The organism is Fundicoccus sp. Sow4_H7 (assembly GCF_052115865.1).
GTDB lineage: Bacteria > Bacillota > Bacilli > Lactobacillales > Aerococcaceae > Fundicoccus_A.
The window spans coordinates 229920-242364 of record NZ_JBQKME010000002.1; the positions used below are offsets into that span (position 1 = coordinate 229920).

13 protein-coding genes and 1 other annotated feature (1 of these 14 running past the window's edge) are annotated in these 12445 nt (G+C 34.8%); of the genes, 1 reads left to right on the forward strand and 12 read right to left on the reverse strand.

The genetic code is table 11. The annotated features are described in order from the left end of the window. Positions 1 to 53: 53 nt before the first annotated feature. Positions 54 to 701, reverse strand: coding sequence for a pyroglutamyl-peptidase I (gene pcp, locus ACTQ54_RS03810; RefSeq protein ID WP_441754821.1), 648 nt, complete (start codon positions 699 to 701; stop codon positions 54 to 56). A gap of 33 nt (positions 702 to 734) precedes the next feature. Continuing rightward, positions 735 to 1229 (reverse strand): PTS sugar transporter subunit IIA, encoded by a 495-nt coding sequence (locus ACTQ54_RS03815; RefSeq protein WP_441754822.1) that lies wholly within the window; start codon positions 1227 to 1229, stop codon positions 735 to 737. A 129-nt stretch (positions 1230 to 1358) separates the two neighbouring features. On the opposite strand from ACTQ54_RS03815, the gene ACTQ54_RS03820 reads away from it, so the two are divergent. Beyond that, on the forward strand, positions 1359 to 2198 hold the full coding sequence (locus tag ACTQ54_RS03820) for an undecaprenyl-diphosphate phosphatase (protein ID WP_441754823.1): 840 nt from the start codon (positions 1359 to 1361) through the stop codon (positions 2196 to 2198). 56 nt (positions 2199 to 2254) lie between these two features. Here ACTQ54_RS03820 and ACTQ54_RS03825 read toward each other — a convergent pair whose 3' ends face one another. The 10 genes from ACTQ54_RS03825 to serS form a co-directional block, all read right to left on the reverse strand. After that, positions 2255 to 2878: a V-type ATP synthase subunit D gene (locus tag ACTQ54_RS03825; RefSeq protein WP_441754824.1), complete on the reverse strand. Its 624-nt coding sequence runs from the start codon at positions 2876 to 2878 to the stop codon at positions 2255 to 2257. A gap of 6 nt (positions 2879 to 2884) precedes the next feature. After that, positions 2885 to 4267 carry a V-type ATP synthase subunit B gene (locus ACTQ54_RS03830; protein ID WP_441754825.1) on the reverse strand — a complete coding sequence of 461 codons (1383 nt, stop codon included), beginning with the start codon at positions 4265 to 4267 and terminating at the stop codon, positions 2885 to 2887. Between the two features lies 1 nt (position 4268). Further along, entirely contained in the window at positions 4269 to 6047 is a 1779-nt protein-coding gene (locus ACTQ54_RS03835) for a V-type ATP synthase subunit A (protein ID WP_441754826.1), read from the reverse strand. Positions 6048 to 6074: 27 nt separating this feature from the next. Further along, positions 6075 to 6395, reverse strand: coding sequence for a V-type ATP synthase subunit F (locus ACTQ54_RS03840; RefSeq protein ID WP_441754827.1), 321 nt, complete (start codon positions 6393 to 6395; stop codon positions 6075 to 6077). Further along, positions 6388 to 7395 carry a V-type ATPase subunit gene (locus ACTQ54_RS03845; protein WP_441754828.1) on the reverse strand — a complete coding sequence of 336 codons (1008 nt, stop codon included), beginning with the start codon at positions 7393 to 7395 and terminating at the stop codon, positions 6388 to 6390. Before ACTQ54_RS03845 ends, ACTQ54_RS03840 begins: the two co-directional genes overlap by 8 nt. Before the next feature lie 9 nt (positions 7396 to 7404). Beyond that, the gene (locus tag ACTQ54_RS03850) at positions 7405 to 7989 is read right to left on the reverse strand and encodes a hypothetical protein (RefSeq protein ID WP_441754829.1); all 585 of its coding nucleotides are present in this window, start codon (positions 7987 to 7989) and stop codon (positions 7405 to 7407) included. 45 nt (positions 7990 to 8034) lie between these two features. Continuing rightward, a complete protein-coding gene (locus ACTQ54_RS03855; RefSeq protein ID WP_441754830.1) occupies positions 8035 to 8490 on the reverse strand; it encodes a V-type ATP synthase subunit K in 456 nt (151 codons plus the stop codon). A gap of 4 nt (positions 8491 to 8494) precedes the next feature. After that, positions 8495 to 10495 (reverse strand): V-type ATP synthase subunit I, encoded by a 2001-nt coding sequence (locus tag ACTQ54_RS03860; RefSeq protein ID WP_441754831.1) that lies wholly within the window; start codon positions 10493 to 10495, stop codon positions 8495 to 8497. Further along, positions 10485 to 10808: a hypothetical protein gene (locus ACTQ54_RS03865; protein WP_441754832.1), complete on the reverse strand. Its 324-nt coding sequence runs from the start codon at positions 10806 to 10808 to the stop codon at positions 10485 to 10487. Before ACTQ54_RS03865 ends, ACTQ54_RS03860 begins: the two co-directional genes overlap by 11 nt. 299 nt (positions 10809 to 11107) lie before the next feature. Continuing rightward, the gene (gene serS, locus ACTQ54_RS03870) at positions 11108 to 12391 is read right to left on the reverse strand and encodes a serine--tRNA ligase (RefSeq protein ID WP_441754833.1); all 1284 of its coding nucleotides are present in this window, start codon (positions 12389 to 12391) and stop codon (positions 11108 to 11110) included. A gap of 37 nt (positions 12392 to 12428) precedes the next feature. Continuing rightward, positions 12429 to 12445: a binding site (T-box leader), on the reverse strand (it continues 205 nt past the right edge of the window).

Below are 12445 nucleotides of genomic sequence, written 5' to 3' on the forward strand. Positions count from 1 at the left end.
CCCATCGATAACTATAAAGATTGCTCATCTTCAATCGTTATCGATGGGTTTTTTTAATAAATACTACCGCCCGTAACTTTTAAATCTTCTTGGTGGTTAAATTCAATAATCACTTCAAGTGTTAGACGGATGGCTTTGATGATATCCGCTAGTTCCATTGATGGGGTATCTGCCTTATCTATAACCTGTTCTGTTTGATACGGAATATGCATAAAGCCTGCTTTTAAAGTTGGATATTGTGTGTGGGCTAAATAAAGTGCTTGATACATAATATGATTACAAACAAATGTCCCAGCAGAATTGGAAACAAAAGCCGGAATATTTTCTTGCTTAAGTTTTTCAACGATCGCTTTAATAGGTAAGCGACTAAAATAAGCAGGACTTCCATTGGCTTGAATCGCTTCATCTATTGGTTGGTTATTTAAATTATCTGGAATACGCGCGTCATCAATATTAATTGCGACTCTTTCTAAAGAAATCCCTGCTCGTCCTCCAGCTTGCCCTATACTTAAGACAACATCAGGCTGATGTTCTTTAATGGCTTGGCTTAATTTCTCAGCTGATAGGTCAAATACGGTTGGTAATTCTAATTTGATAATTTGGGCGTTTCCAATCACATCTCCAATTTGTTTAATCGCTTCAAGTGAAGGATTGATGGCTTCACCACCAAATGGATCAAAAGCAGTCAGTAAAATTTTCATGTTAATGGACTCCTTTATATGCGGCAGTGATATTTATTTTAAAGTTACACGGCCTACTTCTTGTCCTTTTGTTACTGTTCCACTTGTGGTTAATTCAAATGATTCAATGACTTCATCGCCATTTGTAAAAATAACGACAATATCAGTCTCTTTCTCTGCATCCAAAACTTCTTGTAGATTCATTGTGGATACGACATCATTGTGTGTAATTTTTTGAGATTCTTTTACTACCGTATCAAAAGGCTTGCCATCTAGTGATACAGTGTCAATTCCCATATGTAATAAAACTTCTAGTTTTGAACTTAATAAGCCTACCGCATGCTGAGTAGGAAAGACTGTGCTTACATTACCATCAACAGGTGCCGTTACTGTACCATTGGTTGGTCTAACAGCATAGCCATCGCCCATCATTTTTTGCGCAAAAACGGGATCACTGACATCTTCAACTTTGATTAATTCCCCATCAGCGGGTGCATATAAAATAATTTCTTTTGTTTCTTCTTCTTTCTTTTTAAAAAAATTAAACATTTTCTTCCTCCATATTTTGTGGCATTTATACCAAAATAATACCATAAGGCCAGCATTTAATAAAATAATAAAGCTATAAAAGACTTATTAGTGTATAATGGGATTTGTTATTAATGAAGAGGTGATTAAATGCAAAATATTATAGATACGATAGAATTACTGAAAATAATCCTTTTAGGTGTTGTCCAAGGTATTACCGAATGGCTACCGATTAGTAGTACTGGACATATGATTTTAGTCGATGAATTTATTACATTAAATAGTTCAGCTGAGTTTAAAGAAATGTTCTTTGTTTTGGTTCAATTAGGGTCCATTTTTGCAGTTATTTTGCTTTATTTTAATAAACTAAACCCTTTTTCTTTTAAGAAATCAAAAGAAGAACGAAAAGATACTTGGATGCTATGGTTCAAGGTTGCTGTCGGTAGTATTCCGGTGATGATTGTTGGATTAGCGTTGGAAGATTACGTAAATGAATATTTTTACAATCCATGGGTCGTAGCAATTGCCTTAATTTCATACGGTATTATCTTTATATGGGTTGAAAATAATCAAACTGCTAAACATTCATTTATGGTTAAAACTTTTAATGAGTTATCCTTCCGTAGAGCCTTTTTTATTGGATGTTTCCAAGCTCTAGCCATTATTCCAGGGACATCTCGTTCTGGTTCAACGATAATCGGTGCCTTATTACTTGGTACGTCCCGCTTTATAGCAACCGAATTTTCATTTTTCCTAAGTATTCCAGTGATGTTCGGGGCAAGCTTCTTAAAATTAATTAGTTTTGGCTTTAATTTTACGCAAGCTGAACTTATTTATTTGATGGTAGGCATGTTCGTAGCATTTATCGTTTCAGTCATTGCCATTCGTTTCTTACTTGGATTCTTGAAACGCAATGACTTTAAAGCTTTTGGATACTATCGTATCGCATTAGGTTCGCTGGTTATCCTTTATTTCTTATTTAATCGTTAAAAAATAGACCTAGAATTGTAGTCATCAAAATTACAATTCTAGGTCTTTTATTGAATTTAACGATCTTTAATTTTAATCATACGCGTTATTGAAGAACGTTCATTTTCTTCTAATTTCATTTCAATAAAATAAATAGTTTCTTCCAAATTCGGAATTGTCTGATATTCCAGAGCGTTGACACGACGACGTGTTTTTTCAATTTCACTCGCCATCAACTGGCAGGTTTTTTCAATTTCTGCCAAATCTAACAAATCTTGCAATGAATTTTCAATAGCAACAATTGTCTCATCCATTTCACTATTAGAAGCAACAAAACTATAATCACTATCGGATGATGTATCTAAATCCTCAATGTCTACATGTAATTTAGGCACCCGAACACTCATAATATTGTCTTCACGGATTCGCAAAGAAACATCTTTAGTTGGGGTAGCGAACGTCTCACTAACCATGCGGTCGTTTTCTAATGTTTTAGCTAAAACAAAATCTTGCATGACAGGTTGTAAATTCTCTTCAACTTTTTGGCGTAATTCATTATTTTGTCTAATTAATAAAATAAATTGACGTACTAATTCATCACGCTTGTCTTTAAGTAGTTTATGCCCTCTTGTGGCTAATTCAAGACGGTCTTTTAATTTACTCAGTTCACCACGTGTAGGTTTAACATTTAGCTTTGCCAAATGGCATCACTCCTTATCTGGTAAATACTGATCAATCATCGAAGATTTAATTCGTTTTAATTCTGATTTTGGTAATATATCTAATAATTCCCATGCAAGATGAAGTGTTTCAAAGATTGAACGCTCTGTATCAAACCCTTGATTCACATATTCCTTTTCAAAACGATCAGCAAATTCAACATAAAGCTTGTCTGTTGGAGATAATGCAGCTTCTCCTAAAACGGCTGATAGTTCTTTCGCTTGTTTTCCTTCAGCATAAGCTGCAAAGACTTGGTTCATCGTTGGAGCATGGTCTTCACGCGTCTTGCCTTCTCCAATACCATCATCTTTCAATCGTGACAAGGACGGTAATACATCAATGGGTGGACGGTAACCATTATTATATAACTCAGCTGAAAGAATAATTTGCCCTTCTGTTATATAACCTGTTAAGTCTGGAATTGGATGGGTAATATCATCTTCCGGCATGGTTAAAATAGGTAATTGTGTAACTGAGCCTTTTTTTCCCTCGATACGCCCCGCACGTTCATATAAGCCAGCTAAGTTGGTATATAAATAACCTGGATAACCACGTCGACCTGGCACTTCACGGCGTGCAGCAGAAACTTCACGCAAGGCTTCACAATAATTGGTAATATCTGTCATAATAACTAAAACATGCATACCTTTTTCAAAAGCTAAATATTCTGCTGTCGTTAAGGCAATTTTTGGCGTCGCTAATCGTTCGATTGATGGGTCACTTGCTAGATTTATAAACATCACAGAACGGTCTAGTGCGCCTGACTCACGTAAATCATCCATAAAGAATTGTGCCTCTTCGAAAGTAACACCCATCGCTGCAAAAACAACCGCAAAATTATCATCAGAATTCAATACAGCTGATTGTCTTGCAATTTGAGCGGCTAGTTCTTTATGAGGAAGCCCTGAACCTGAAAAAATAGGTAATTTTTGGCCACGAACCAATGTATTCAAATGATCAATGGTCGAGATTCCTGTTTGAATAAATTCATCTGGATAAACACGTGAAACTGGATTAATCGGCTCCCCTTCGATATCCAATTCTTTTTCAGATATAATAGCAGGTCCTTCATCCATCACTTTACCCATTCCATCAAAGACACGCCCAATCATGTCTTCTGAAACATCAATGGTTAATGGTTTCCCTTGAAAACGGACACGGGTTCTATCAATATTAATTCCGCTTGAACCTTCAAATAATTGAACAACAGCGGCATCTTCACTTAATTCTAAAATCTGTCCTTGGCGAATTTCACCTGTTTGTAATTCAACTTCCACTAAATCGTTATAATGCGCATCTTGAACCCCTTTTACAATCATAATTGGGCCTTCAATTTGAGAGGTTGTACGATATTCAATAATTCTTGCCATCTTAATTTTCCCCTCCAGTTTGTAAAACTTCACGCATATCTTGATCAATTTGTTCTTTAATTAAATCAATTTGATCTCTGTTATCTTCCGTAATTTCTTTACTACGTGCGATACGTTCACGTACCTGATTTGTGCCATTTTCGATATCAGAATATGTCGCACCATATTCTTGGGTTTCGCGAGCTTTTTCATCAAAATGCAAAATATTTGATAACATACTTGCTTGTTTATCAAAAGATGTATAGGTATCAATATCATCATAAGCATTTTGCTGTAAATAGTCTTCACGTAGCATCCTAGCTGTCATCATTGTGATTCGATCACGATCAGACAAGGACTCTACTCCAACTAGCTGAACAATTTCTTGAAGTTCACTTTCATTTTGTAAGATACTCATCCCACGATTAACCATTCCAAGCCAATTCATATTAGTCCTTTGGTTAATTGTTTCACCAATTTCATCTAAGTAAAGTGAATACGATTCTAACCAATCAACGGCTGGGAAATGTCGTCTTTGTGAAAGACCTGAATCTAAGCCCCAGAACACTTTAACAACTCGTAAGGTATTTTGTGTTACAGGTTCAGAAGTATCTCCACCTGGAGGTGAAACAGCACTTATAGCCGTTACCGACCCTTGTCTACCACTATTCCCAAGTACTTCGACAAGACCTGCACGTTCATAGTATTCAGCAATACGAGAACCTAAATAGGCAGGGTAACCTTCATCTCCTGGCATTTCTTCCAAACGTCCAGACATTTCTCGTAATGCTTCGGCCCATCTTGAAGTGGAATCGGCCATTACTGCAACAGAATAACCCATATCACGGTAATATTCAGCGATTGTAATCCCCGTATAAATAGAGGCTTCACGCGCTGCAACTGGCATATTTGAAGTGTTGGCGATCAAAATAGTCCGTTCCATCAGTGATTCACCTGTATTAGGATCAATCAGTTTTGGAAACTCATCTAATACTTCAGTCATTTCATTTCCACGTTCACCACAACCGATATAAACAACGATATCAACATCTGAATATTTAGCAATTTGATGTTGGATAACTGTTTTTCCTGCACCAAAAGGTCCCGGAATCGCAGCTGCCCCTCCTTTGGAAACAGGGAAAAATGTATCAATCACTCTTTGCCCTGTAATTAAAGGCTGTTTTGGTAGCAATTTACGTTTATATGGTCGCCCTTGACGAACGGGCCATCTTTGTTTCAAAGTTCCTTCGAATATACTACCATCTTTTTGCTCTACCGTATAAACGATATCATCAACTGTTTTTTCACCCGGTTCGATACTTTTAATTGTTCCTGAAACACCTTTTGGAATCATAATACGGTGTTCAACAATTTTAGTTTCTTGTACTACAGCAACAACATCACCATGTTCAACAGTATCACCAATCGAAACTTTAGCTTCTACTTCCCAAAGCTTTTCTTTATCTAAAACGGGAACGCTGACTCCTCGAGCTAAATACTCACTTTTGGTTACTTCTTCGATTTTTTCTAATGGTCTTTGAATCCCATCAAACATTTGTGACATTAATCCAGGACCTAACTCTACGGATAATGGTAATCCTGTTGTTTCAACGGGTTCATTTAAACCAAGTCCTGACGTTTCTTCATATACTTGAATAGCGGCGACATCATTTTCCATTTGAATAATCTCACCAATTAGTTGCAAGTTTCCTACTTTGACAATATCACGGATATTAGCTGATTCCATATTTGCAGCTTCAACTAATGGTCCAGCTACTTTAATTACTCTTCCTTGACTCAAATGTTTCCCTCCTTTTATTTTTCATCATTATAAAATATCAGCTCCAATAGCTTTTTCTACATTCTCTTTGATACGTGCCATACCTAATCCTTTACCTTTTTTATGGGTAGGAATTAAAATAACAGCGGGTACCATAACAGAATCATAATATCGTATTGTATCAGGTATAAGTTCAGCTATGTCTTCCGTTATATATACAACACCATATTGTTCTTTGGCTAATGTATCTAAAATAGTTGTGGCTTCTTGTGCTTTTGTCGTTGGATAAGCATCAAAGCCTAACATCTTAAAAGGAAGTATTGCATCTCGATTACCGACAACTGCAATACGATATGTATTTCTAGTCATAAACCGGACGCATCCTTTCTCTAATTTTCTCAGTTGAAATACCACTTATGCGTCCATTTAAAACAAGGCGTAAGTTGGTGATTTCCATTTCTTTGCGATATAAATAAAATAGCAAAGGTGCAACTTCATTAGACGTTAATTGTTCTTCTTGAAGCATTTGATACATATACTCCGTCTCCAATTGCTCCAATTGAAACGTCTCAATCGTGCCATCCTTCATTTTTTTAATATAATCGTCAAATGCTTTACTATAAGGTAATTGCGTAAAAGACTCAAACCATTCAGCAATTCGATTTTCCGAAACTAGACTTATCAACTCATTAATCGGAATAGACCCCTTATCAGTTGTCATCTCAAACATAAAACTGCGTGGTTTATTTAAATCTAAGCCACGTTTAACTGTAATGACATTATAGAAGTCAATCATTGTAGTAATTGTTGCATCAATAACAGGATTAGAATTAGCTTGCCTAATATCATCCAAATGATCAAAATAAGCCATGTCTAACCCTAAGTTAACGACTTTTATATCTTGATAGTTTTGATAATCTGACCAAATATGTTTCATTCGATCAATAATCACTTGAGGTATAACAGATGATTCATTTGTTTGAATAATGTGATATAACTCATCATAGCTAAATCGACCGATGGGAATCATTAAATTTTCAAGATCCTGATTCAGAATCTGATTTCTAAAAATAATTTTAAAGTTATGATAAATATATTTAGCCGCAAAAACCTCTACAACCGTTTGATCCGGCGCTTCTGCCAAAGCAAAACGATAGTTTGAAATTAGATTATTCATTAAATGTTCTTCAATCTTATCTAAATCCTGTAAATCTTCTGCTTTGAAAAAATAACGGGTATCTTCTAAAATACGCAAAGTCGCAGAAATCGAAGGACTGCCAAGTAATTGTTCAAATTGTTGACCATTTAAAAGGGTTCCTGAACGAACATCAATCAAGGTATTTATTTGACTATAATTTGTTTTACTCAAATAATTCACCTACGCTTCATTGAAAACACGTTTGGCAATTTCAGCACTCATATCATGACGCGTTGCATCAACCAATTTGGAATAAATATAATTATAATCCACACGACCAATCGAAATAATAAAGCCACCTTTTTTCTCAATAGGATGAAGGTTTATTTTGATCTTATTAAATTCAGCTTTTAAGTCTGATAAATCCTCTTCCGTGAAATGCTTCAAGGTATATTCACCAAATTGAATACGTAAATAATTATCGTGATACATTTCTAACACTTGATAAACAAACTTCAAATGTTCTTCCTTAGACCAATGATTCATCGCATCAATCGCTTGATCAAACATACTTACAATCATCTTTTGTTTACCAATCAAGGCTGATTGACGACGTCTATTTTCAACTTGTTGAATCTGTTGTTCATACTTATTTTTCATTCGTTCAAGTGCTAATTCTTCCTCATAAACAAAATTATCATGGAAATCACGACTGTCTTTTTCAAATTGTTTAGCAGCTTCTTCTTTTGCTCTATCTAGCTTTAACTGCCCTTTTTTATGCGCTTGCTTTATGACAGACGCTTGTAAGCGAGTTAATTCTGACATTAGATATCCCCCTTCTTAAATAATTCAATTCTAATAAATATCTCCTTAAATTAATAAGAAAGAAATAACAAATGCTAAAATAGCGTACATTTCCACCATCGAAGCAAAGATAATACCTCTTGATGTCTCTTCTGGACGTTTAGCTAAAATTCCCATAGAAGTTGTAGCAACTCTTGCTTGGTCGCCTGCTGAGAAGTAACCAACAATGGCGATAGGTAAAGAAGCAACTAATAATCCAAATCCTTGTTCTAAACTCATACCAGGTTCCATTTCTAAGAAGATCATAAAACCAATAACGAAACCATATAGACCTTGTGATGCAGGCATCAGTTGTAAAATCAATGCTTGTGCGAATTTCTCAGGTTCTTCTTTAACTAAAGAAGCAGCTGCTTGACCAACGGTACCTAGGCCTCGAGCAGAAGATATCCCACATAATGAAACTGCTAAAAACACACCAAGTCCTGCTAAAATCATGCCACCATTTTCCATAAAAAAGTTCATAAACTTATTCCCCTACTTTCTGATTTTTCGTTATCGAAACATATTTCTCATTAATTTGTAATGGCTTAAACGGACGTCCATTACCTATATAGAACTTACCAAAAAACTCAACAAATATTAAACGTAAGCTGTGGACTCCACCTGTTAGGAGTGACAAGGACATGTTGAAGATATGTAAAAAAGCAAATATGACTAAGCCAATTGTGATACGACCAATAAATGGAATTTGTCCGACAATAATGTTAAAGGCCGCTCCAATACTAATTCCTGACAGTCCAAGCGCCATTAAACGAGAGTAACTGATAATATCTCCAAAGTAACTAACTGCATTTAATAGTCCTAACAAACTTGTTCCAAGGCCAGAAATACTGCCTGCTTCAATCACATTCGCTACCATCATGCCAATAAAGCTGATAATAATCATTCCAACGCCGACAGTCATTAACGCATCCATATTTGGAATAAAGAAACTTAAAGCGACTAGTACAATCCCTATTAATACAACGATCCAATGAATACCATCTGAATAAGCTTTAGCATAATTTTTATCTTTTATTTGTAAATATGTATTAATACCAAAAGCGATTCCCATGTGGATAATACCAATAGCCAATGATAATATCATGACTTCCATAACGGATGACTGTAAGTCTATCAGCTGCATCCATTCAACAGTAAAGCCGAAGAAAGATCCATAAATAATTCCCCAAACCATAACTGAAATACCTAAACTTAGGATTAGATTTAAGATGTTCTTAACACTGTCTGTTACTTTAAATAATAATAATGGCACCAAGGATACTGCTGAGATTAATAAACCATAACCTAAGTCAGCAATCATCATACCGAAAAATAACCAGTAAAATGGCATCACAAATGGTGTTGGATCAACTTCTTTATAATTAGGTAATCCATACATCGTTGTGATCATTTCATATGGTTTAAAAATGCCTTTATTTTTGAGCTTTGTAGGTACGGTATCATAGTCATTTTGGTCTAATGGCTGGATTTTAGCTACAACTAATTGCTCAAATCTATCTTGGATTGTTTGTAGAAAATGCGTCGTATTGTCTGCTTCAATCCATCCGTTAATGACAACTAAATTATCTGCCTTTTTTAATGCATATTTGACTTGTTCGCGCGCAGATAAATTATTGACATATTCATATTGAATTTTAAGTTCATCGAGAGTTGATTGATAAGTTTTTAATGTTTCAACAATTTCTGAGCGTTCATATTTTGCATCTTTGATTGTCTGATTCCATTCATCCAGTTGATCTTTTGGTAACTTATCCGAAGTATATTTAAAAGGGAGAAATTGGTAGGTCTTTAGGTCATTTAATATTTGTGAATTTTCTTTACTATAGCTAAAGACGACTACACCATAATCATTTTCATCAATAAAAACAACTTCAAAAAAATAATTTTCATTTTCTCTTAAGTAGTTAATAAAGCTGTCTTCATTGGTACTAGGCACACGACCTACAACGCCATTAACATAGCTAAAACCGTTTAATTTGTTTGGTGTGATTTCAAGATTTTTCCATCTTTCTAAATCATTAACCTTATCACGTGTATCTTCAAGAACCACTTCTAATTCATCTAAACGTTCTACGAGTTGAATTGTTTGTGAAACAATTTCTTTTTCATCAAACTGTTCACCATGTAGTTGAATGTGATTAAAACTTACTTCACGTTTCCCATCTTTAAAAGTTTTGATAAATGATGGTTTTTCAACAAAGCGATCGGCTAATTCGATTGCTCGTTCAATATTATGTAAACGGTCATCTAAATCTTCCAAAGCTTCTTTGCTAGTATTGACTGAAGATTGTTTTTCATATTCATCTAATAATTCGTCTGTCGATTCCTCTAAACTATCCCATGGATCCTGATTATCTAAATTAATTATTTCTACTTGCTGCAGACCTTGAAGCTCCATTAGCAAATCGTCTACTATATGTTCGGGAGTTAGAAGAGTTAGCTTATTCATTTTACTAATTGCCATATCGTTTCACCACCTCTTTAATAATTTGCGGGACATATTCCGTTTTTGAAATCTCTAATGCATCATCAATGCGTTTCTGGTTATGATTTAATGCATCTTCTAGTTCTTGCTCGGCATGTCGAAGTCTTTCCTTTAAGCTTCCTTCTAATTCAGCTAGTTTTTTATCACGAGAAATTTCTAATTCTCTCTTTTGCTCTGCCAATCGATTTTTATAATCTTGATGGACTTGGTCAATTTGATGATCGTAATCATTTTGAATTTCAAGAGCTTGATTTTCAATCGCTTCGACTACTTGCATGGTTGTTTTGGCCATTTTATCACCTCCATTTCTGACAATTACTCTTTAATTATAACAAATAACGATGCATTATTCAGGTTTTTTGTTTTAAATTTTCAATAAAATCAATGTTTCTGATTGGATTTAGTTATATATTGACATATTAATATTATCGTCAAAACTTGCGATAACTATTTTAACAAACAAAAAAAACGACATTTTCAAATAAATGTCGTTTTGTCTTAGTATGATAAGAATACTTACTCATTCCATAGTAATAAAACATTAAATTTTAAACAAAAAATTATTTTTTTATTGTTTTTTAATCTTTATTATTATTTTTTAATTGTAATTTCTTCTACACCGTTCATATAAGGGACTAGCACTTCAGGAATTTTTACAGTTCCGTCTGCTTGTTGGTTGTTTTCTAAAATAGCAACAACAGTTCGTCCAACAGCTAAACCTGATCCATTTAAGGTATGAACAAATTCAGTTTTACCTTCATCGTTACGGAAACGAATTTTAGCACGTCTAGCTTGGAAGTCTTCACAGTTAGAACATGAAGAAATTTCACGGTAGGTATTTTGTGCTGGTACCCAAACTTCAATATCATAAGTTTTCGCAGCCGATAATCCCATATCACCGGTAGATAAGGTAATCACTCGATAAGGTAACTCTAAAGCCTGTAAAATTGCTTCAGCATTACTTGTCATTAATTCTAATTCTTCATAAGAATGATCTGGATGCGCAAATTTCACCATTTCAACTTTATTAAATTGGTGCAAACGAATTAATCCACGTGTATCACGTCCAGCGCTTCCTGCTTCAGAACGAAACGATGGCGATAAAGCTGTAAATTTAATGGGTAATGCTTCTTGATCAATGATTTCATCGGCATAATAATTGGTTAATGGTACTTCTGCCGTAGGAATTAAAGAAAAATGTCTTTCGTCTGTTAATTGGAAAGCATCTTCTTTAAATTTAGGGTATTGTCCTGTACCAAACATGGCTTGATCGTTAACAATATATGGGGGAATCATTTCAGTATAACCATGTTCTTGCGTATGCATATCTAACATGAAGTTATACAATGCGCGTTCTAAACGAGCACCAAGGCCTTTATAATACACAAAGCGACTTCCTGCTACTTTTGCTCCACGTTCAAAATCTAGGATGTCTAGATTTTCAGCAATATCCCAGTGGTTTAATGGCTCAAAGTCAAATTCAGTTGGTGTACCCCATCGTCTATTTTCAACATTTGCTTCTTCATCTTCACCTACAGGAACAGATTCATGTGGTATATTAGGCAAGATAAATTCGATTGCTTCTAATCGCTCGGTAACGTCTGCTAATTGGGCATCGAACTGAGCAATTGATTCACCAACAATTTTCATTTCAGCTATTTTATCATCAGCATTTTCTTTATTACGTTTCAATTGGGCAATTTCTTGTGATGTTTGATTACGATATTGTTTTGCCTGCTCTGTTTTTAAAATAACTTCACGTCTTTCTTCATCTAAAGTCCGATACTCATCCAAAACTTCTCTTTTCACACCACGAGCTGCTAATAATTTAGCCGTTGCTTCAAATTCATCTCTTAATTTTTTACGGTCTAACATAAAATACCTCCTATAAATATAAAAAAAGCCCTCATCTTTTTGGGACGAAAGGCT

Bases quoted from the DNA above. Each gene is read 5' to 3' on its own strand.
- pcp (WP_441754821.1), bottom strand. From the start codon at position 701: ATGAAAATTTTACTGACTGCTTTTGATCCATTTGGTGGTGAAGCCATC.
- ACTQ54_RS03815 (WP_441754822.1), bottom strand. From the start codon at position 1,229: ATGTTTAATTTTTTTAAAAAGAAAGAAGAAGAAACAAAAGAAATTATT.
- ACTQ54_RS03820 (WP_441754823.1), top strand. From the start codon at position 1,359: ATGCAAAATATTATAGATACGATAGAATTACTGAAAATAATCCTTTTA.
- ACTQ54_RS03830 (WP_441754825.1), bottom strand. From the start codon at position 4,267: ATGGCAAGAATTATTGAATATCGTACAACCTCTCAAATTGAAGGCCCA.
- ACTQ54_RS03840 (WP_441754827.1), bottom strand. From the start codon at position 6,395: ATGACTAGAAATACATATCGTATTGCAGTTGTCGGTAATCGAGATGCA.
- ACTQ54_RS03850 (WP_441754829.1), bottom strand. From the start codon at position 7,989: ATGTCAGAATTAACTCGCTTACAAGCGTCTGTCATAAAGCAAGCGCAT.
- ACTQ54_RS03855 (WP_441754830.1), bottom strand. From the start codon at position 8,490: ATGAACTTTTTTATGGAAAATGGTGGCATGATTTTAGCAGGACTTGGT.
- ACTQ54_RS03860 (WP_441754831.1), bottom strand. From the start codon at position 10,495: ATGGCAATTAGTAAAATGAATAAGCTAACTCTTCTAACTCCCGAACAT.
- ACTQ54_RS03865 (WP_441754832.1), bottom strand. From the start codon at position 10,808: ATGGCCAAAACAACCATGCAAGTAGTCGAAGCGATTGAAAATCAAGCT.
- serS (WP_441754833.1), bottom strand. From the start codon at position 12,391: ATGTTAGACCGTAAAAAATTAAGAGATGAATTTGAAGCAACGGCTAAA.